The organism is Candidatus Nomurabacteria bacterium, from assembly GCA_020631975.1.
GTDB lineage: Bacteria > Patescibacteriota > Saccharimonadia > Saccharimonadales > CAIOMD01 > JACKGO01.
Genome location: JACKGO010000001.1, coordinates 352471 through 372012 on the forward strand (window position 1 = coordinate 352471; position 19542 = coordinate 372012).

Here is a 19542-nt window from a genome sequence, read left to right on the forward strand (position 1 = left end):
TTACCAAACCCCTAAGTCTTTAAATGTCTTGTGGTATGCACTTAATGCAGACTTCACTTGCTTTTCACTCGGCTCAAATGCGGTTTCGTGTACAATTTTGTTTCGTAACTTATGTGCTGTCCATATATCATCACGGTGCCGTAGTGCATTTTTGCCAGCTATCAGCCTTTCTGCCATTGTTTCACCTTTGTAACCCAGGCCTTTTAAAGCTTCATCTAGGAGCTTGTCGGCATGCACAATACTTAATGGCCGAGATTTAGCATCTTTACTTAAAGCAACAATATCATTCCATTCATTAATAAAATGCGCTTTATCTATCCCCTTTGTGCTGGGTTTTGCCACCAGGTTTAAAAGCACGAGTATCACTACAGCGACGACAATAATGCCAATAATTACACCAATGCTCATAGTAATTTCTCCGTTGCCTGGGCAATTCCGAGCAGTTGCCGATCGTGCAGTTGTGGTGCCATAAACTGAATACCAATTGGTAATTTATTCACCTCTCCAGCCGGGATACTAATCGCCGGAATACCAACAAGGTTGGCTGCCACAGTCATAATGTCTGCTAAATACATCTGCAATGGGTCACCTACATTTTGGCCAAGCTTAAAAGCGGTAAAAGGTGCTGTTGGGCCAACCAAAAAATCTACAGATGTAAATACTTCTGCAAATTCATTAATGAGTTTGGTGCGAACAGTTTGAGCACGTTTGTAATATGCATCGTAGTAGCCACTTGAAAGCACGTAGGTACCAATCATTATTCGCCGCTTATTTTCTGCTTCAAAACCACGCTCTCTGGCAATTTCATATGATTCTTCTAAATCCTGTGCGTCTGATGCAGCTAAACCATAGCGCTGGCCATCATAACGGCTCAAATTACTACTCACTTCTGCCGGAACAATAATGTAATAACACGCTAGAGCAAGATCAATAGAAGGTAGTGATACCTGTTTGATCTCTGCACCAGCAGATTCTAGTTTTTTTATAGTAGCGAGTGTCGCATTTTTAATATCCGAATCTATACCGTCAGCATAAAATTCTTTAATTACACCGATCTTTTTACCCTTGAGTGAACTGTCTAGCTTAGTGTAACTTGTGGTGTCTCGCTGTATTGTTGTACCATCAAGCGGGTCACGTCCGCTCATGACGTCGAGTACCAGTGCTGCATCCTCGCTTGTTCTTGTAAGAGGACCAATGACGTCAGTAGAACTTGCCATTGCTACCACACCAAATCTAGACACCAACCCATAGGTAGGTTTTAAACCAACAATTCCACAAAAACTAGCTGGCAGACGTATAGAGCCACCTGTATCTGTACCTAGTGCAAAGGGGGCAATGTTGAGCGCAACCGCAGCACCAGAACCACCGCTAGACCCACCGGGCACCCGGCTCGTGTCTATAGGGTTTTTGGTTGGACCAAACGCGCTGTTTTCTGTGCTAGAACCATGCGCAAATGCATCAAGGTTAGCTTTGGCAATAACTATTGCGCCTGCGGCTTCTAGCTTTTGTATCGCTGTAGCCTGAAACGGTGCTTCAAACGGTTCTAGTATGTGGCTCGCTGCAGTCGTTGGTGTACCAAGCGTTAAAAAATTATCTTTTGCCACAAACGGTATACCCGCAAGATCGCCAACAGATTTACCTGCTTTTATGTCTGCATCTATTTGGCTGGCACGCTTCAACGCCCGTTCTTCTGGTATAGATAAAATAGCATTGTAGTCTTTAGTAGCCTTGGCTCTTTTAATAGCCTCTGTAACAAGGCTAACAGCAGACGTTTTGCCAGACTGTACAGAAGCAACCAATTCACGTATCGGCAACCACTGATCAAACATCATCCCACCATCCTTTTTACCTTAAACCGATGGTCTTTTACCGCTGGTGCATTGGCCAGTAAAGCGTCGCTACTTACACCATAGTCTATTTCTACGTCTTTTCGCACAACATTGGTAAGACCAGTCACCTGACTGGTTGGTTCTAGCCCTGTAATATCAACATCTTGCAGGCGTTCAACATAGCCTACTATAGCCGTCAACTCTTCTTTAAATTGTGCTACCTCTTTTTTGGTTAGCTGCAGCTTACTTAGTTTTGCCAGCTTAATAATGTCTTCGTCACTAAATGTACTCATTGTATTAAGTATACGCACCAACAGCTGAATGCCTCAAGGTGATTTTTGCTACATTTTCTTTTCTATGGCGGTAATGAGGTCACGTAAGTCGGCTGCTTTTTCAAATTCTAGGTTTTTAGCGGCGAGCTCCATCTGATTTGTAAGATCTTTTATAATCAATGGGTATTCTTCTGCTGGGATTTTTGAGATATCTTTTTTAAGTGTTTTGGCTTCTTTTGTTTCAGATGAAAGTTCAGTGCGCATTGTTTCGGCAATGGCCTTTTGAATACCACGGGGTGTTATACCATGCTTCGTATTGTATGCTTCTTGAATACTACGGCGACGATTGGTCTCATCTATGGCACGCTTCATACTACCTGTAATGGTATCTGCATACATAATGACCGTGCCCTCGATATGCCGCGCAGCACGCCCAATGGTTTGTATTAGGGCAGGCTCACTGCGCAAAAAACCTTCTTTATCGGCGTCTAGTATGGCAACAAGGCTTACTTCAGGTAAGTCTAAGCCTTCGCGGAGCAAATTAATACCAACAAGCACGTCATATATGCCTAAACGAAGATCACGCAAAATGTCTATACGGTCTAGCGTATCTACATCGCTATGTAGGTACTGCACTTTTACCCCTAACTCTTCTAAATATTCACTTAGGTCTTCTGCCATACGTTTTGTGAGCGTAGTTACTAGCACACGCTGATGTTTCGCAACGCGTTCTCTTACTTCTGCTAATAAATCGTCTACTTGGCCCGTTACGGGGCGTACAATAATTGTTGGGTCAAGCAAGCCTGTCGGCCGAATAACCTGCTGTACGGGCTCCGGTGAACGTGACAGTTCATATTCTGCCGGAGTAGCAGATACATATACAACTTGCGATATATGCTGCTCAAACTCACTGAATGTCAATGGGCGATTATCTAGCGCGCTTGGTAAACGAAAGCCATAGTCTACTAACACCTCTTTGCGGGCTCGATCGCCGTTGTACATACCTCGCACCTGTGGTAGGGTCATGTGGCTTTCGTCAATCATCAATAAAAAATCGTCTGGATAGTAATCAAGAAGCGTCGCTGGTTGTTCACCAGGTTCACGGTTCGTTAAGTAGCGACTATAGTTTTCTATTCCTTTTACAAAACCAGTTTCTTCTAGCATTTCAAGGTCAAATTTGGTGCGTTGAGCTAAGCGCTGGGCTTCTAAAAGTTGATTGTTCGCATTAAAGTACTGTAATCGTTGCTGTAATTCTGTTTGAATATTAGCGATTGCACCTTTTAACTTTTGCTGGGGTGTTACGTAGTGTGACCCAGGATAAATAGTATATGATTCTAGCGATGCCTCTATTTCGCCTGTTAATGGGTTTATCTTGGTAATCCGGTCTACCTCGTCACCAAAAAAATCTATGCGATACGCCGATTCTTCACCTGCAGGGAACACATCAACAACATCACCACGTACTCGGAACGTACTTCTGGTAAAGGCAATATCGTTTCGGTGATATTGGATGTCTGTTAGTTGGCGCAAAAATTTATCGCGCAAGCGGCGTTCCCCAACAGCAACGCGAATAGCCATTGTGCCGTAATCGTCTACAGACCCAATACCATAAATACAACTGACACTCGCAACAATTAAGACGTCACGGCGTGATAAAAGTGCACTGGTAGCAGCGTGACGTAACCTATCTATTTCTTCATTAATTTGGCTATCTTTTTCTATATATGTATCACTCCGAGCAATATATGCTTCTGGTTGATAGTAGTCAAAGTAACTCACAAAATAATGAACAGCATTATTAGGGAAAAAAACTTTGAATTCATTATACAACTGTGCAGCCAACGTCTTGTTATGAGCCAGCACTAACGTGGGTTTTTGGGTATTTTGCACGACGTTTGCCATTGTAAAGGTCTTACCAGAACCAGTAACACCGAGCAATGTCTGATGTTGCAGACCCTGTTGGATCCCTTTGGTTAGTGCAGCAATTGCCTTTGGCTGATCACCAGTCGGCTCGTATGAGGTTTGTAAATCAAAAGATGCCATGTAAATACTAGTATACTACTCTTAGGATATAAAGTTTTACGGGTTGGGGTTTGTATATGTTACGAGCCCATCACGACACTGAGAGCTTAGCCCACGTGGAATATCAAACGCATTTACAGCATCACACGGCGGGAGGTCATTACCCGCATATATTACCGTCCATACGCCACTAATTTTAGATAGTAGCAACGTGTCTGCTCCATTGCAGTTTTTTTCTATCCGTGCAAATGAATCGTAGACAACATTGACAACCGTATACTGTAGCGTGCCAGCGAATTGCCCATTAATAATACAGCCTGTTTTGAGCTTTTTATAATCTTGTACCAAAAAATTCTGCAAATCTTGCGGAGCACTCTGATAATTAATAATTTCGTTTGGGTAGTTAGTGCCATCGCCAATGAGACGCATTTTTTCTACCATTTCTTTACTATACAATGCGTCTGACGCTGATTCGTTAGCAGAACGCAGCGCATTGTATGCTTGGTACGCACGTACAAAAACAACACCACTCGCTAGTGTCGTAACGAATACTATGATAACAATCGTAGCTACCCGGGGCAGCGACATAGATAGCAGCTGCTTGTGTTTATGGTGCCGACGTTTTATTTTTGGGCGGGGTTTTATTACTTGTTTTTTTGGTTTTACTTTATAGATACGCTCCGGCGTCTTGGTGCGCCGTTGCTGTGCTATGGTAGCGTTAGGGCTTTTTTAGTTGTAGACTTGGGCATAGTTACCCAGCTCGTTTCGTTACCTCTTCATCACCATGCAAAAACCACTCGTTCGCAATAGCGGAAGTATCAATCTCTCAATTTCAACATCTAACTTTTCTATCATCCTTCTAACTAATGATTCTGGATCGCTATCAAAATTATGCTACTTTTGTGTGGTACTTCGAGCTTTTCTATTAAATCTGGCAATACATCTGCGGTGCCACCTGTGCCAGTAAGAACACCGCACGGTGTACCATTTTCTATAGCGGTAGCAAACTCGTGCAAACTGCCAAATCTACCACCTATTGTGATAACTGCATCTGATGATTGCACCATATATGTATCTCTACCTACATAGTTAAGCCCAGTAAAATTAATGAAGTCAAACATGCCTATAGGTAGTCGATATTTCATCACATGTTCCCTTAATGATGTGGCTGGTGAAAAACCTATACTAGCACCATGGGCCCTATGGGCTGCTCGTGCTGCGTAAAAAGGTAAGCCTACCGTAGCGCCTGTAGTGATTATGTGGCCACTTTTTGCTATGGCCCGACCTACTTTTTCTGCGGCATATTTTGATTGCTCAACGGTTTTACCTGCAGCAGCACCAGAAACACAAATAGAATACTTCACTAAAAACCCCTCCCTTTCACAGATGCATGAATGGTTTCTGGGGCAATTAAACTATTGTTTAGTTGACCCAGTACTTGCTGTTCGAGGGTTTTTTCGCCCATATAGCGCATAAATAATTCATTCCAAAGGGCTTCTCTAAAGTGAAATACTGCCCTTTTTGCGTATGGTGTGTTATTGCTATAGCTTAGGGCAATATCCATCAGGTTAAACGTGACTGGTCTACCAGCGTGCATAACACCAACATAATCTAAATCTCGCCACCAGCCTAGTTCTGGGTCTATTTGGTATAATATGTTTTCGGCTTTTCGCCAGTGTAAATCTTCTGGTTGAACGTGTGGTTCAAAAATTTCTGGATGATATTCGTTTTCAAGTTTACCAAAATATCGTTGAATGACTCGCCAGTGAACAGCTTGACCCGCCATGACGGCAGCGTCACCCGGGTCGGCGATAAGCGTATTTATGACGATTTCAGCAAAGTTTGGCTTTACTTGCTGGAGTTTAAAAAATGAACTATACAAACGTATTTCGTTAATATAATGAAATAGTAGTGGCATCACGGTCATGGTAATACCAGGCATTTCAGTAGTTTTAATAGGTAGCATTAGTATAATACCAAGCTCTTTTACATGGGTAATGTTGTGTCGTTTTTTGTGAACAAAAGGTTCAGCAATATCTGCCCAGCGATCAGCAGGCATTGGAACAATTTCTATATCACGCTCTTCAAAATCAGATGGTTTAATATCTGTATATTGTGCATCAAATGCATTAAGCCAGTCTGCACTTTCTGCAAACCTAAGCGCACCATAAATTTCAAAAATATTTTCGTTTTTGAGCATACTATCAATGCTTCTGTAGCCAAGCTTTTTCATAATGTTAGGTGGTGGAGTTTTACGAAGAAATTCCTTGGCAACACTCTTTTTTAGTACCCAACATTTTTTTGCTATTTTAACTTCTTCGGCTGCAGCCTTCATTTTAGGGAGTAAATCTTGAACATCTGTTGCGTTATGGCCACCAATTTGTTTTGCTAAATGTTCATCGTCACGCTTAAACCTATGTAATAACGCAGCATAGAGCTCTTTACCTGTTGTGTCTTTGGGGTCAAGCCGCAAATCGGCTGTTTTTTGATGTATTTGCCCAATAATCTCGGCAGTTAATCGTACATCAACACCAGGTTTACCACTGGCTTGTTCGAGTTGTTGTACTGCAATAGTAAACATAGGCTCTGTAGCACCAAGTAATTGTGATATAAATCTAGACATTACCCACCCCCATGTTTACATTTCTTTTACTTTTAGTGGCATCTCATGTACAACATCGTCAATATGTATTATACCTGCTTTAGCACCAATTTTACTTACAACCCGGGTAGAGTTTGCACTGGCGTAAGTCACAGCCCATTCCAATGGTTCGCCTGCGGCTATCATCGCAGTAAATCCAGAGCTAAATGCATCACCGGCACCTGTTCTATCTACAACGGGGACGTTTTCATACATGCCCGCTTTGACAATGTGCCATCTATCGGCAGCCATAGCACCTTTGGGCCCATCTGTTACTACAACATAATGCACATCTTTATTCGCTGCTCTAACTAATTCTTCTAGCGTTTCCCCTTTATATAAGCTTTGCATTTCTTGCTTATTCATAGACAAAATAGTGAGCTTAGGAATTAGTTTTTTAAGCTCTGCTTTTTGAGCGAGTTCTTTTTTGCCAGGGTTAAAAGCAATTTTTATATTATGTTGTTGTGCATATGCAAATACGGTATGTAGTACTTCAAAGTTACCATCTAAGCTTGTTAAATAGATCCATTCTGGTTTAGTGTCATGAAAATCTGCTGTTTTTATACTGTAGTGAGCGCTGGCACCCCTATAGGCTAAAATAGTCCGCTCGCCACTTGGGGCTAATAATATACAACTAAAACCACTGCCATAGCCGTTGTTAGACAGCCCAACGAGGCTCGTGTCTACACCATCTTTGTGTAAATCATCCAGTATCGCTCGCCCTGCAACATCATCACCTACCTTACCCAAATACATCGCGTGCAAGCCTTGGCGGGCAAATGTTACAGAGGCATTGGTTGCACCTCCGCCCGTACTAAATATTACGCCGTCAATATCGTTTTTAGAACCGAGTTCGAACTCTTCTATCATATCGCCATCGCAGTCTTTGTGCGGTTTAAAGATTTTACCTTGCAAAAATACATCTTGCACAGCTGCTCCGACAGATAAGATTCGGGTATGTTTTCTATGTTCGTGTTTGCTCATAATATACAGGGTCCAGTATACCATTTATGCTTATCGCCGCCTAGCCTGGTTGGTATATGAAACGTTTTTAATATAGGCTATAGACTGCTACAAACAAAACGAAACACTAGCTATTGTTTTGCTCTTCGAACTCAGCTGCCATCGTAGGGTTACCACGCGTGAGCTTCTTTACTGTTAACTCTTCTGCTTTATTGTTAGCAATGCGTAAATTATCTTCTGAGCGCAATAAGTTATCTTTGGTTTTTTGCAATTGAGCAATAGATTTATCGATACTATCGATGGCTGTTTTAAATTTCTCGGACGCGAGCCTATAGTTTCTGCCAAACGATTCACGAAAATCATTAAGCTGACCTTCAAAATTAGTGACATCAATGTTTTGGGCCTTAACAAGTGCTAATTCTGATTTATATGCAAGTGAATGTCGTGCAGCGTTACGCAATAAGGTAATGATGGGTATAAAAAATTGCGGCCGAATAACATACATTTTTTGGTATTTGTAAGAAACATCCACAATGCCGCTATTATACAACTCGCTTTCGCTTTCTAGCAGCGTCACAAGCACAGCATACTCACATTTCTTTTCAGTGCGATCTTTGTCGAGTTCGCGCAGAAAATCCTCGTTTTTGTGTTTCGTGGCAGTCTCGTCACCTTCGTTCTTCATTTCGAACATTATCGAAATGATTTCAGTGCCATTTTCGTCAGAATCACGGTAGATGTAATCACCCTTGCTACCACTTGAAACATCGTTATCTTTTTCAAAATAAGCGTTCTGGAACGCCGTTGCGCGGAGTTTATTAAATTCTGTTTCGCAGTGTTGTTCCAGCGTTTCTCCCACCATCTTAGTAGATAGTTTCGCTTTCATATCTTTATAGTAGGCAATCATTTCATCTTTGCTCTTAAGTTCGGATTCGTATTTATCTTTAAGCGAGGCTTTTAACAGCTGGGCTTCATGGTCTTTGCTTTTTAGTTGGTTTACAAGATCATCGCGCTGTTTTTCTATGGCGTGAACTGCGTCTGTTAGGGCAAGCTTTTTTTCTGTTTCAGTGTTTTCTAACTTTGCTTGCATACGGGTAATTTTCGCTTCTGCATCGGCTTTAAGTTTTGCTAGTTCGGCATCTTTTTTGGCAGATTCTGCTATGAGAGCATTTTGTGCTTTTTGTTCTGCCAGCTTAACTGCATTTTCTTTTTCTTTTTCTAGCAGTGCTAAGCGTTCGTGTAGTTCTTTATTAAATTCATGATTTCGGACTTGCTGCACAATATCAGCAAAACCTGCTTCATCTATGGTGAAGGCTTTTTTACAATGGGGGCAAATAATCTCATTCACTATATACTCCATTTCGTGTTACTCAATGTTTGCTACACAATGTCGTGGTACACAAACATTCTTCTATGTAGTATGGCATAGTTTGGGCGTGAATGTTTTATCAATGGTATCGTGTGCAACCTTTAACTTTTCTAGATAAACTGTGGCAGTGGGTACGAGTCGCATCGTCTAATCTTGCACGCTATATGTAGCGTACCGACGCTACCTGTAGCGTGGATGTACTTAATAGTGGGCTTTGCCTATAGAATTGTAGCTCGCCAGTTTGGTTTCTACGACGGTCTGAACAGCACCATAAACTTCTGGCATGAGTTTTACAACGGCGTATTCATCTGGATTTTCACGCAAGACCTTTTCTAAGGTGTCACGGAAGGCGCGGCGCATATCGCTGTTAACATTAATCTTCGTAACTCCTGCCCGAACAGCTTCTTCGTAAAAATGAGCCGGCGTGCCACTGCCGCCATGTAAGCTAATGTTAGTGTTTCTTGGTAAGGCTTTTCTGATACGTTCTAGCAGAGCGATATCTAACGTTTTTGGTACCGGGTAACTGCCGTGTAAATTACCAATAGCAGCCGCATATGTGTCTATGCCAGTATCTTTTACAAACTTTTCGGCACCACGTGGTGTACTAAATGTTTTTTTAATATCAGCGTAATCAAAAGCCTCTTTGTGCACGTTACTGCTGCCACCAAAGTAATGGGGTTCGCTTTCTACAATTGCACCAGTGAAGGTTGCATAACGAACAACTTCCCTAGTAGCAATTATTATTTCATTATCTGTTGCGTTGTGATTAGCTTGGCTAACATCTATATGAATAAATTCAAATCCGGCATCTATACCCGCTTTGGCAGTTTCTACAGATGGGCTATGATCTAGGTTAATATACATTTCTATGCCAAATTCTTGCTTGTAATTATCTACCATATCGCGCACGTTCATGAGCCCCATTGCTTCTACTTCGCCATGGCTGACCTCTACCATAAGTGGCGCTTGTAGTTTTTGAGCAGCTTTTGCAACCGCAATAAGCGTTTCTTGGTTATCTATATTAAACGCACCTACAGCAAATTTCTGGACTCGTGCATTGGCCATTGTTTCGCGTGCTTTAGTACAGTTTTGTCTTATTTGTTGTATTGTATGTCCCATGTTTGCAACCTTTAGCGTTATGCTTGTTATTATACCCTATTACTATGCAAATATTGCTAGTAATCCACATACAGCGAGCGCCACAGCAGCGATTCGTTTGCCTAAATATGTACGTTCTTTTAAAAGCCAAAAAGCCAGCACAGACGTAAGAGTAATCTTTGCAGTAGAAGCGAGCACCACTGAACTCAGCATGCTTGTACTAAGCGCATAAATAAACAGTGACCCCGTAAGTGTAGTCAGTAAACCAGCTACAAGGGCGTAGCGCCAGAATCTAGCGGTGCGCTGCAGCCCGAGTTCCTGCCGGCCAAAAATACTAAATAGAATCACTGCGCCAGCTCCTTGTGCAGCCCACCCAAACATAGCATAATCCCACACACCAATGCTGTTGATTGCCAATTTTTCAAATAGTAAGCCAATAGATAAAAGCAACGCGCTCATACATAATAAATAGAGTTTTTTGGTTAGAGTAACATTATTTTTTTTAACGTGCCGGCCATTCACACTAAGGGCTAAATATACACCAGAAAGCAATAGCAAAGCCCCAACAAATAATCCTACCGTCAGTGGCTCGTCAAGCAATAAGATACCTAAAGTGGCGGTTGTCAAAAAAATAAAAGACTGGGCAACCGCCATAGAAGAAGCGCCGATAATAGATAATAATCGGTACGAAAAGTACCACGACATTGGTATAAACAAACCTTCGCCAATCAGGTACCAAACGACAGTGCCTGTTGGTAGCACTGGCAAAGTGCCACCAAAACGCACAACACTAATTATAGAGCCGGCAACGGCAACAGTTAGGTATATTGTAAGAAATAAAGTAAAGGTGTGTTTACTATAGACAAGTGACACTTTTCTATACCATAATGTCATGCTTGAACTAGCAATTATTTGTAGCACCATTACCTGTTGCCAGGTCATAGAACTATTGCTTTCCGGTTGCAGACAACAACTCGTGAGCTGTGAGCATAATATGCTTTGCTGTTAGGCCAAAGTGCTTTAAAAGTTCGTCTGGTGACCCACTTTCTCCGTACTTGTCCTTTACACCCAAACGGCGCATTGGCGTAGGGTGGTGTTCAGACAATACCTCTGCCACCGCACCGCCAAGTCCACCAGCAATTTGGGCTTCTTCTATAGTAATCACGGCACCTGTTTTTTTGGCACTTTGCAAAATAGTAACGGCGTCTAGTGGCTTAATCGTAGGTACGTGTACAACTTCGGCTGATATGCCATCTTTAAATAATGATTCTGCAGCCATCAAAGCTTGATATGTCATTGTGCCAGTACTGATAATCGTTATATCGTCGCCCGGCTCATACACATACGCTTTGCCAATTTCAAAAGGAGTCTTAGTAGTGCTTATTACTGGTGTAGCCTCACGGGCAAGTCTTAGATAAGCTGGGCGTTTATCTTTAGCAATTGCTAAGGTAGCTTTTTCTGCTTCGATGGCGTCTGCAGGAACAATCACAACCATGTTCGGCATCACACGCATAAGGGCAATATCTTCGAGCATTTGGTGTGTAGCACCGTCTGCTCCAGTGTACAAACCAGCATGTGAACCAACGATTTTTACAGGTACATCGTTCAGTGCTACCGTGGTTTTAATTTGTTCCCAGTTGCGCCCTGGGCTAAAGGCTGCATAGCTACTAATAAACGGAATTTTGCCAGCAATTGCTAAGCCTGCGCCTACTGTTGCGAGGTTTTGTTCGGCGATGCCTACTTCAAAAAACCTATCGCTAAAAGCATCGCGAAACAAATGCATTTGAGTGCTTTCTGTTAAATCTGCACAAAGTGCCACTACGTTTTCATCAATTTCTGCCGCTTTAACAAGACCCGTACCAAACCCTTTACGAATCGGGGATTTTTCTATGTCTTTTTTGGTATAGTCATTTAAATATAAAATCATTTTTTTACTTTCATAATTGCAAATATACTTAAATAGCCTACCGCAGACCATATAATAATATCTGTAAGAAGCATTATTGGTTGCAAGCCTTGATTTTTTGAATGATTAGGCTCTATTAAATACGTAAATGGCAAACCATGATTATACATGGTAAGATTGCAATCAATAGTATAGTCTATATCTGTACCTGTACAATACTCTCCTTGGGTGGTGGGTGCGTACCAATATGTTAATGCAGTAATAGTTACGCCAACAATAAAAGATAGACTGATTTTTTTAGCAACATTACTACTCATGTTCGCTCCTGATGCGGCCCTGTAGGGTACGGAGTTCTTGCAGCGCAAGCTTGGCTTGTGCGTGATTAGGGGGCATACCATGCCAACGGAAATCGTATTCCATAAAATCTACCCCTTTACCCGGTATAGTATGGGCAATTATCATGACAGGTTTTTCTACCACTGCGCGAGCCATTGCACAGGCGTCTATAACAGCCTCTACATCGTTACCATCTATTTCAATCACATGCCAGCCAAAGGCTTCCCATTTAGCACGTAAATCTTCTAACGGCATGACTGTTTCTGTTGGGCCATCAATCTGTATATTGTTGCGATCTATAATACCAATGATATTGTGTAGTTTATGGCGCGGCGCCATCATAGCTGCTTCCCATATATTGCCTTCGTTTAGCTCACCGTCACCCATAACTACATACACCCAGCGATGATGCTGCTTATTAAGTCGTAACGCTAAGCCTATTCCGATTGCCTGGCTAAGTCCACAGCCTAGAGGACCACTTGTAGATTCTACACCTGGTAGCTTCGTGCGTTCGGGGTGCCCCTGTAAGCGACTTCCATATTGCCGCAGTGTATGTAGCTCTTTTTTGTTAAAGTAGCCTGCTTCTGCCAAAGTAGCGTACAGCACCGGTGCACAGTGCCCATTACTTAATAGTAGATAATCTCTTTCGTCCCATTCTGGTTTTTTTGAATCATGTTTTAATATATCAAAATAAAGTGCTGTAAAAATATCAGCTAAGCCTAGCGGGCCAGCTGAATGGCCACTGCCTGCTGTTTCGAGCATCGTAATAATATCTTTTCTAATGGAATTTGCTTTTTTTTCTAAATCAGCAACCGATAGTTTTTTTGTACTCATAAATATGTACCTATAATACCATAAGCGTTGCTACCACGAGAATAATACTACGAAACAATATCTACAAGTTCTTTATAGCGCGATGCTGGATTATCGGCACTTTGAATGCCGCTACCAACATTAATAACGTCTATACCAGCATTTTTAATTGCTAGAACGTTCTGTGTGTTTGCACCGCCATCCCAGCCATATGTTAGGTGTCTACTATATTTTTTAGCTTCATGAACTTTTTGTAGCTGCTCCAAATCTGCATTGCCACCATGGAACCCTAGTTTACCGCCAAATATTAACAGATGCTGAACGTGTGGCAACCACTGAGCAATACTATCAAGCGAAGTTTCGGGGAGGAGCGCTAGACCAGTTTGTATACCGTGTTCGCGCATTGCTGTAGCAAAGAGTGGAATATCGGTGTCAGATTCGGCATGAATAATAACCAGTTTAGGTTTTAGCGCCACTAATTCGCGTACGATTTCTTGTGGACGGCGATACATTACATGGATATCTAGTGCTTTATCTGATGGGAAATGCATGTCACGTAGTGTTGGCGAGCTTTTTGGTGTGAAATCACCATCCATAATGTCTATATGTAAACGTTCAGCAAAAGCGCTTACCGCGCGCAACTGGCGATTAAAACTATGTGTATCGTAGGCTGTCACAGTTGGGCAGATAGTAATCATATAGGTATGGTAGCACAGACCACTGTATATATGGGGCGTTTTGCCAAAAAGACGCTACAGTGAATCTAGTTCTTTGTTGCGCCTAATAAAGCGCGGTGCATTCGCAAACGGTGTCGTCAGAAATTCGTCTATTATTGCGTATACTTCTTGGGGATTGGTATCGTATAGTTCCGCAGGTATCGCGAGTACGTTCGCGTCTTCATCGTTACGAACGCCACGGGCTGCCGCGCGGCTCCAACCTAACCCTGCACGTATACCTTTAATACGATTTGCAGCCATAATCATTCCTTGACCACTACCACATAGTAAAATTGCTCGCGAATCGGTATTAGTCAGCACGCTACTTGTAGCCTTCGCTGCAAATACAGGAAAATCATCTGTAGGATCATATCTGTCATCACCACTATCGGTAGTGTCATAACCGCGTTTTTTTAGATATGTAATAATCGATTCCTTAGCGGTGAAGCCACGATGATCAGCTGCTACAAATAGCTTCATTGTATTTAGCCTTCTAAGTGTGTTTCTTCGGGGCCTACGTAGCTCGCGGCTGGCTCGTTGCTACTTTTACGTGCAACACTGCTACCGACGTCTGCTGTTAGCTCTACGAGACGGTTAGAGTACCCCCACTCGTTGTCATACCATGCTACAACTTTAAGCAGATTTCCACCAACAACGCTGGTAAGTGACAGATCTACCGTTGAGCTGTGGCTATTACCAATAAAATCAGATGATACTAATGGCTCATTGGTTATCGCTAAAATGCCTTGGTAGTATGGTTCGCTAGCGGCTTTTTTAAAAGCATCGTTTACTGCTTCTACAGTTACCGTTTGCTTGGTGACAATAACAAAGTCAGACAAGCTGACGACAGGTGTCGGTACGCGCACACTTAACCCACCAAATACTCCAGCTATTTCTGGTAATGCTTGGCCAGCTGCAATTGATGCTCCAGTTGTAGTAGGTACAATGTTTTCGGCAGCATTGCGGGCTTCACGCAAATCTTTGGCCGGTGCATCTTGCAAACGTTGGCTTGCAGTATAACTATGTACTGTTGTCATCATTGCTTTATCTATACCAAAGTTTTGGCTTATTACGTCCATTACTGGTGTAATGCAATTTGTCGTACAGCTTGCATTACTTATGATGTCACTTGCACCTTCAAGCTTATCTTCGTTTACCCCTAAGACAATAGTGGTTGCGCCTTCACCTTTTGCCGGTGCACTAATCACTACTCGCTTTGCCCCAGCCTGATCTATGTGTGCGCGGGCTTTCGCAGGGTCAACAAAAAAGCCTGTACTTTCTATCACGACATCTACCTCGAGATCACCCCAAGGTAAAAGAGCGGGGTCAGTTTGCTTGTACACACGGACCGGTTTGCCATCAACAATGATATGTTCTTCATCGGACGCTACTTCGTGATGGTATGTACCATAGTTACTATCATGTTTAAGTAGATGGGCAAGCGTTTTTGTATCTGTTAAATCATTAATTGCTACGATTTCAATATCTTTTCTTTCAAATGCTACCTTAAATGCATTGCGCCCTATACGCCCAAAGCCATTAATTGCTACCTTTGTTACCATGTGTCCCTCCCTGATTGTTGTACGTTTATGTTTATTGTATATGCTTATGGCATTCGCCTCAAGCATTAGTTACTATATCGCTCTATACACTCTGAAATTATTGTTTTGGCTTCTGCCACGTCGCCCCAGCCAAGCACTTTGGTACTGCCAGGTTTTTTTAAATCTTTATAGTGGGTAAAGTGGTGTTCAATTTGTTGTTGCCACCGGGTGCCTAAATCTTCTAGGCTGTTAATGCTATCCCCTGTCTGACGATCATCTGCAGGGACGCATACGATTTTGTAGTCCATTTCACCATCGTCTTCAAAATTTAATATGCCAATCACTTTTGCTTCTAGCCATATGCCCGTGGGCAGTGGTTCGTTCGTAACAACGAGGGTATCTAATTCATCGCCGTCTTCATCGAGCGTACCAGGAATAAAGCCATAGTTTACTGGTTTGGCAAAAATTGCTGGCTCTACACGGTCTAACATAAACGCGGCATGTTCACGATCCCACTCAATTTTGTGGGAACTCCCTTTCGGTATTTCAATTACAGTGTTTACGAGCGCTTTTTGCCAATCGCCTGGACTTAGTACTTTATTAAAATCAGCCATGTATTCTCCTAAATTATCTACCTATGTAGTATACAATAATTATTATGCAAATTATTTCTCATCGTTGCGAAACACTCAGCGCTATCCATGCTGCTGCTACGTACGATGTAGCGTATATAGAGTTTGATATCCGGTACACGAAAAATAATAAAATAGTTGTGTATCATAACGATAAAACACCATCTGGCAAAACTATTGCACATATAACCTTAAAAGCATTGCAGCGTGAAGTTGAAGATACCTGCGAGCTTGCTCCGGCCTTGGTTGCCTGCGGTAACAGGCCCGCTTTGGTAGAATCAAAGTCTAAAGGGACGATTGCTCGTTCTCTGCCCGAGCTTAAAAAAAACCATCGGGCAGCAGTAGCCAGCTTTCATGCAGATGAAATTTTAGCTGCGCGTATCAACTTGCCGTCACATAAAACATTTTTGCTGCAACGATACCATCCTTTTGGAATTATTCGCAAAGCATTGAATGTAGATGCGCACGGTATAGGGCTGAACAAAAACTGGATCTTGCTGTTCCCTTACTATTACAACCAAGCGCAAAAAAACGAACTAGCTATCTATACCTACACTGTTAATAACCTATGGCTAGGGCGTCGTCTCCAGGCGTTATTCAAAAAATTGTTTATTTGTACTGACTATCCTCATAAGTTTACAAAAACCACCCCTGCGAGCAGCACTAAATCATGACTAAACGTTGGCGCATTATTGTTGTAATTACTATATTAGGGCTTATTATTGGCAGTACCACCGCTTACTTATTAATGAAAAAATCAGAATCTCGCCAAGATATACCGTTGCCTTCGTTGCAAAAAGAAATCACCTTGGCAGATATGCAAAACCATGCAAACGAAACAAGTTGCTGGACGTATATCGGAGGTCAAGTATTTGACGCTACAACTGTTATACGGGATTTTCCAGACTATAAAACAATTCTTTTACGCACTTGCGGTACAGATGGTTCAGATGTGTTTGTCGTAAAAAAATACGAAACACAACAACTAACTAAAGAAACACTCACACAACTACGTCAGACACTGAACAATCACCAAATTGGTTTACTAATCCCTTAATACCTACGGTTTTATTGCTTAGTTATTGTGGCAATAAGACCGCTGTTAAAATATGAATGGTACCATTAGACGCCGCGACATCTGCCGTTTTTATAAGGGCCTTGTTACCTTTCGCATCTACAAAGCTCGTTTTGCCATCACTTATTTCTATGATGATTTCTTGACCATTGACGGTTGGAAGCTTTTGACCGTTTTGCAAACTCTCTGCCGATAAATTACCTTTGACGATATGGTATTGCATTAATTTACGTAGATTGTCTTTATTTTCTGGTTTCTTAAGTGTATCTAGTAAACCCTCTGGCAGAGCTTTAAAGGCATCGTCGGTTGGCGCAAGTACTGTATACGGACCCTGCCCCTGTAACGTAGTTACCACATCGGCTTCTACGAGTAGTTCATTAAATATTTTAATCTGTTTTTGCTTTTTTAATATGCTGTCTAGGCTATCTTTTTGCTCTTGCGTGGTTGCATCGCTTTGCTGTGAATTGGTTGTAGCTGTATCATTTGCTGTTGTTTCATCTTTACCACCATATACAATGAACCATATACTTACACCAGCTATGGCGATCCCTAGTATAATAAAAAATAATTTTTTCTTCATGTAGACCTGCTCCTTGTATATACATTATGCCGTAAGCGGTTTACGCCTGCAACTATGCTTAAGATGGCATTTCTTTGTTAGACAGTGCAGTAATAACGCTATAATAACCTTGTATGGCAGCCTTATCGGTACCTGCTAGCCATGGAGCAGTCGCTTTTTTTAGTTCACCTTCAATAACGCACGCTTTTTCTAGACCATCACTCGTCATGAGTACTCGTCGTGCGCGCTTATCTTTTGGATCGTCTATGCGAATGAGCCAACCTGTATGTTCGGCTTTGTGTACTAAATTAGTAATAACAGGCATTTCTACACCGAGCGTTTTTGCAAGCTCTGAAATTCTAATACCATCTTTACCTGCATCTATCGCCGTACCTATAATAAGCCACTCTGTAATGGTAATGGTGTACTTTTTGAGTGTACATTCCATAAAGGCACGTACTTTGCGATACGCCCGAGCTTGAGCAATAACTGTTTGGTAAGTAGTGATTTGTCTATAAGGCACTACTATATTATTTAACATTATTAAGTAAATATTGCAACTAGTTACTGGGCTGAACGATTATTTCTTAAGCGTTTCTAGGTATTCGCGAATACGCAGCGCCGCTGTTGCGCCTTCTCCGACGGCAGTAGCTATCTGCATGGTAGCCCCACTCCGTACGTCCCCTGCCGCAAATACACCAGGAAGTGACGTTTCTAAACGGTCATTTGTCTTAACAAAACCAATCTCATCAAGCTCGATGTCTTTGCCTAAAAATTGAGTATTCGGCTTTAAGCCTACAAATACAAATACACCATCTGTCTGAAATGTCACTTGTTTATTTGCTTTTTTATCGGTGCCTTTAACGGCTGTTACTTTGCTGCCATCACCAATAATTTCATCTGTAGTTGTGTTCATGTGAACGGTAATCTGCTTATTTTTCTCTAGTTCGTGCAGCAGCACATCTGATGCCCTAAAGACATCGCTGCGTACCAATAGATCTATATGGCTCGCAAATTTAGTCAAAAACAGTGCTTCTTGTACGGCAGAATTACCACCGCCAACAACAATAATCTTTTTGTCGCGATAAAAAGCGCCATCACATGTTGCACAATAATGAACACCCCGCGACAAGTACTCAGCCTCACCAGGTATACCAAGTTTTTTGTACTCGGTCCCAGTGGCTATCAAGACTGCCTTGGCGCGCCGCTCACCACTAAACGTATCGAGTACCACTACATCACCTTCTTTGCGTATGTTGCTGACCTCGTCTAGCTCTATTTTTGCACCAAAACGCTCGGCTTGTTTACGTAAATTTTCGGCTAAATCTAACCCACTTATGCCTTCTGGAAACCCCGGATAGTTGTCTATCCAGTCTGTCGTTGCGGCGAGCCCACCTATAACCGCTTTTTCTAATAATACTGTGTCAATATCTTCGCGGGTCGTGTATACAGCTGCAGTTAAAGCAGCTGGGCCGGCCCCAATCATGAGTATGTCTTGCATGTGTTACCTCTACGCAACAGCTGGGGCTAGTTTGGCAATATTATAACCAACCACAACTTCTTGCGTGTCATCCTGTTTAGTTATTACGGTCACTGGTACCGCCATCTGACCACTTATTGTAAACGCCTCTTGAGCTCTGTCTGGCTGTTCGTCGATATTTACTTCTGTATATGCAAGGTTTTTGCTTGCTAACCACTTTTTGACCATAACGCAATAGGCGCAGGTAGTGGTTGTATAAATTGTAATTTCTTTTGGCATAGGATCCTTTTTAA

General features: G+C 42.1%; 24 protein-coding genes. 2 read left to right on the top strand and 22 right to left on the bottom strand.

The genetic code is table 11. The features are described 5' to 3' along the window. The 18 genes from H6795_01890 to H6795_01975 form a co-directional block, all read right to left on the bottom strand. The gene (locus H6795_01890; GenBank protein ID MCB9817272.1) at positions 1-408 is read right to left on the bottom strand and encodes a hypothetical protein; all 408 of its coding nucleotides are present in this window, start codon (positions 406-408) and stop codon (positions 1-3) included. Next, a complete protein-coding gene (gene gatA, locus H6795_01895; protein ID MCB9817273.1) occupies positions 405-1829 on the bottom strand; it encodes an Asp-tRNA(Asn)/Glu-tRNA(Gln) amidotransferase subunit GatA in 1425 nt (474 codons plus the stop codon). Before gatA ends, H6795_01890 begins: the two co-directional genes overlap by 4 nt. Next, positions 1829-2122 (bottom strand): Asp-tRNA(Asn)/Glu-tRNA(Gln) amidotransferase subunit GatC, encoded by a 294-nt coding sequence (gene gatC, locus H6795_01900; GenBank protein MCB9817274.1) that lies wholly within the window; start codon positions 2120-2122, stop codon positions 1829-1831. The genes gatA and gatC overlap by 1 nt, the downstream gene beginning before the upstream one ends. 48 nt (positions 2123-2170) lie before the next feature. Then, positions 2171-4144, bottom strand: a complete 1974-nt coding sequence (gene uvrB / locus H6795_01905; GenBank protein ID MCB9817275.1) for an excinuclease ABC subunit UvrB — start codon at positions 4142-4144, stop codon at positions 2171-2173. A gap of 36 nt (positions 4145-4180) precedes the next feature. Next, on the bottom strand, positions 4181-4711 hold the full coding sequence (locus H6795_01910; protein ID MCB9817276.1) for a hypothetical protein: 531 nt from the start codon (positions 4709-4711) through the stop codon (positions 4181-4183). A gap of 275 nt (positions 4712-4986) precedes the next feature. Then, entirely contained in the window at positions 4987-5487 is a 501-nt protein-coding gene (locus tag H6795_01915; GenBank protein ID MCB9817277.1) for an LOG family protein, read from the bottom strand. Continuing rightward, positions 5487-6746, bottom strand: a complete 1260-nt coding sequence (locus H6795_01920) for a hypothetical protein (GenBank protein MCB9817278.1) — start codon at positions 6744-6746, stop codon at positions 5487-5489. The genes H6795_01915 and H6795_01920 overlap by 1 nt, the downstream gene beginning before the upstream one ends. Before the next feature lie 15 nt (positions 6747-6761). After that, the gene (locus H6795_01925; GenBank protein ID MCB9817279.1) at positions 6762-7748 is read right to left on the bottom strand and encodes a carbohydrate kinase family protein; all 987 of its coding nucleotides are present in this window, start codon (positions 7746-7748) and stop codon (positions 6762-6764) included. Between the two features lie 106 nt (positions 7749-7854). Beyond that, positions 7855-9072 (bottom strand): DUF2130 domain-containing protein, encoded by a 1218-nt coding sequence (locus H6795_01930; protein MCB9817280.1) that lies wholly within the window; start codon positions 9070-9072, stop codon positions 7855-7857. A gap of 222 nt (positions 9073-9294) precedes the next feature. Next, the gene (locus tag H6795_01935; protein MCB9817281.1) at positions 9295-10212 is read right to left on the bottom strand and encodes a class II fructose-bisphosphate aldolase; all 918 of its coding nucleotides are present in this window, start codon (positions 10210-10212) and stop codon (positions 9295-9297) included. A gap of 42 nt (positions 10213-10254) precedes the next feature. Beyond that, positions 10255-11133, bottom strand: coding sequence for a hypothetical protein (locus H6795_01940; GenBank protein ID MCB9817282.1), 879 nt, complete (start codon positions 11131-11133; stop codon positions 10255-10257). 4 nt (positions 11134-11137) lie between these two features. Beyond that, positions 11138-12118 carry a transketolase family protein gene (locus tag H6795_01945; protein MCB9817283.1) on the bottom strand — a complete coding sequence of 327 codons (981 nt, stop codon included), beginning with the start codon at positions 12116-12118 and terminating at the stop codon, positions 11138-11140. Beyond that, entirely contained in the window at positions 12115-12414 is a 300-nt protein-coding gene (locus tag H6795_01950; GenBank protein ID MCB9817284.1) for a hypothetical protein, read from the bottom strand. The genes H6795_01945 and H6795_01950 overlap by 4 nt, the downstream gene beginning before the upstream one ends. Beyond that, positions 12407-13267, bottom strand: coding sequence for a transketolase (locus H6795_01955; GenBank protein ID MCB9817285.1), 861 nt, complete (start codon positions 13265-13267; stop codon positions 12407-12409). The genes H6795_01950 and H6795_01955 overlap by 8 nt, the downstream gene beginning before the upstream one ends. Before the next feature lie 47 nt (positions 13268-13314). Beyond that, complete coding sequence (locus H6795_01960) at positions 13315-13944, bottom strand: hypothetical protein (GenBank protein ID MCB9817286.1); 630 nt, start codon at positions 13942-13944, stop codon at positions 13315-13317. Positions 13945-13998: 54 nt separating this feature from the next. Continuing rightward, positions 13999-14442: an RpiB/LacA/LacB family sugar-phosphate isomerase gene (locus tag H6795_01965; GenBank protein MCB9817287.1), complete on the bottom strand. Its 444-nt coding sequence runs from the start codon at positions 14440-14442 to the stop codon at positions 13999-14001. Between the two features lie 5 nt (positions 14443-14447). Continuing rightward, positions 14448-15524, bottom strand: coding sequence for a type I glyceraldehyde-3-phosphate dehydrogenase (gene gap, locus H6795_01970; GenBank protein MCB9817288.1), 1077 nt, complete (start codon positions 15522-15524; stop codon positions 14448-14450). A gap of 65 nt (positions 15525-15589) precedes the next feature. Further along, entirely contained in the window at positions 15590-16117 is a 528-nt protein-coding gene (locus tag H6795_01975) for an inorganic diphosphatase (protein MCB9817289.1), read from the bottom strand. A gap of 44 nt (positions 16118-16161) precedes the next feature. Between H6795_01975 and H6795_01980 the strand changes: the two genes are divergently transcribed. Beyond that, positions 16162-16809, top strand: coding sequence for a glycerophosphodiester phosphodiesterase (locus H6795_01980; protein MCB9817290.1), 648 nt, complete (start codon positions 16162-16164; stop codon positions 16807-16809). Beyond that, positions 16806-17192, top strand: coding sequence for a hypothetical protein (locus tag H6795_01985; GenBank protein ID MCB9817291.1), 387 nt, complete (start codon positions 16806-16808; stop codon positions 17190-17192). Before H6795_01980 ends, H6795_01985 begins: the two co-directional genes overlap by 4 nt. Before the next feature lie 22 nt (positions 17193-17214). On the opposite strand, the gene H6795_01990 is transcribed toward H6795_01985, so the two are convergent. Genes H6795_01990 through H6795_02005 form a run of 4 tightly spaced genes read right to left on the bottom strand, consistent with a single transcriptional unit; the run spans position 17215 to position 19528 of the window. Next, positions 17215-17790, bottom strand: a complete 576-nt coding sequence (locus tag H6795_01990; protein ID MCB9817292.1) for a fasciclin domain-containing protein — start codon at positions 17788-17790, stop codon at positions 17215-17217. Positions 17791-17848: 58 nt separating this feature from the next. After that, complete coding sequence (locus H6795_01995; GenBank protein ID MCB9817293.1) at positions 17849-18292, bottom strand: MarR family transcriptional regulator; 444 nt, start codon at positions 18290-18292, stop codon at positions 17849-17851. 57 nt (positions 18293-18349) lie between these two features. Beyond that, positions 18350-19270, bottom strand: coding sequence for a thioredoxin-disulfide reductase (gene trxB, locus H6795_02000; protein MCB9817294.1), 921 nt, complete (start codon positions 19268-19270; stop codon positions 18350-18352). 9 nt (positions 19271-19279) lie between these two features. Continuing rightward, positions 19280-19528, bottom strand: coding sequence for a glutaredoxin family protein (locus tag H6795_02005; GenBank protein ID MCB9817295.1), 249 nt, complete (start codon positions 19526-19528; stop codon positions 19280-19282). Positions 19529-19542 lie beyond the last annotated feature (14 nt).

Bases quoted from the DNA above. Each gene is read 5' to 3' on its own strand.
- H6795_01890 (MCB9817272.1), bottom strand. From the start codon at position 408: ATGAGCATTGGTGTAATTATTGGCATTATTGTCGTCGCTGTAGTGATA.
- gatA (MCB9817273.1), bottom strand. From the start codon at position 1,829: ATGTTTGATCAGTGGTTGCCGATACGTGAATTGGTTGCTTCTGTACAG.
- gatC (MCB9817274.1), bottom strand. From the start codon at position 2,122: ATGAGTACATTTAGTGACGAAGACATTATTAAGCTGGCAAAACTAAGT.
- uvrB (MCB9817275.1), bottom strand. From the start codon at position 4,144: ATGGCATCTTTTGATTTACAAACCTCATACGAGCCGACTGGTGATCAG.
- H6795_01910 (MCB9817276.1), bottom strand. From the start codon at position 4,711: ATGTCGCTGCCCCGGGTAGCTACGATTGTTATCATAGTATTCGTTACG.
- H6795_01920 (MCB9817278.1), bottom strand. From the start codon at position 6,746: ATGTCTAGATTTATATCACAATTACTTGGTGCTACAGAGCCTATGTTT.
- H6795_01925 (MCB9817279.1), bottom strand. From the start codon at position 7,748: ATGAGCAAACACGAACATAGAAAACATACCCGAATCTTATCTGTCGGA.
- H6795_01935 (MCB9817281.1), bottom strand. From the start codon at position 10,212: ATGGGACATACAATACAACAAATAAGACAAAACTGTACTAAAGCACGC.
- H6795_01940 (MCB9817282.1), bottom strand. From the start codon at position 11,133: ATGACCTGGCAACAGGTAATGGTGCTACAAATAATTGCTAGTTCAAGC.
- H6795_01945 (MCB9817283.1), bottom strand. From the start codon at position 12,118: ATGATTTTATATTTAAATGACTATACCAAAAAAGACATAGAAAAATCC.
- H6795_01950 (MCB9817284.1), bottom strand. From the start codon at position 12,414: ATGAGTAGTAATGTTGCTAAAAAAATCAGTCTATCTTTTATTGTTGGC.
- H6795_01955 (MCB9817285.1), bottom strand. From the start codon at position 13,267: ATGAGTACAAAAAAACTATCGGTTGCTGATTTAGAAAAAAAAGCAAAT.
- H6795_01960 (MCB9817286.1), bottom strand. From the start codon at position 13,944: ATGATTACTATCTGCCCAACTGTGACAGCCTACGATACACATAGTTTT.
- H6795_01965 (MCB9817287.1), bottom strand. From the start codon at position 14,442: ATGAAGCTATTTGTAGCAGCTGATCATCGTGGCTTCACCGCTAAGGAA.
- gap (MCB9817288.1), bottom strand. From the start codon at position 15,524: ATGGTAACAAAGGTAGCAATTAATGGCTTTGGGCGTATAGGGCGCAAT.
- H6795_01975 (MCB9817289.1), bottom strand. From the start codon at position 16,117: ATGGCTGATTTTAATAAAGTACTAAGTCCAGGCGATTGGCAAAAAGCG.
- H6795_01980 (MCB9817290.1), top strand. From the start codon at position 16,162: ATGCAAATTATTTCTCATCGTTGCGAAACACTCAGCGCTATCCATGCT.
- H6795_01985 (MCB9817291.1), top strand. From the start codon at position 16,806: ATGACTAAACGTTGGCGCATTATTGTTGTAATTACTATATTAGGGCTT.
- H6795_01990 (MCB9817292.1), bottom strand. From the start codon at position 17,790: ATGAAGAAAAAATTATTTTTTATTATACTAGGGATCGCCATAGCTGGT.
- trxB (MCB9817294.1), bottom strand. From the start codon at position 19,270: ATGCAAGACATACTCATGATTGGGGCCGGCCCAGCTGCTTTAACTGCA.
- H6795_02005 (MCB9817295.1), bottom strand. From the start codon at position 19,528: ATGCCAAAAGAAATTACAATTTATACAACCACTACCTGCGCCTATTGC.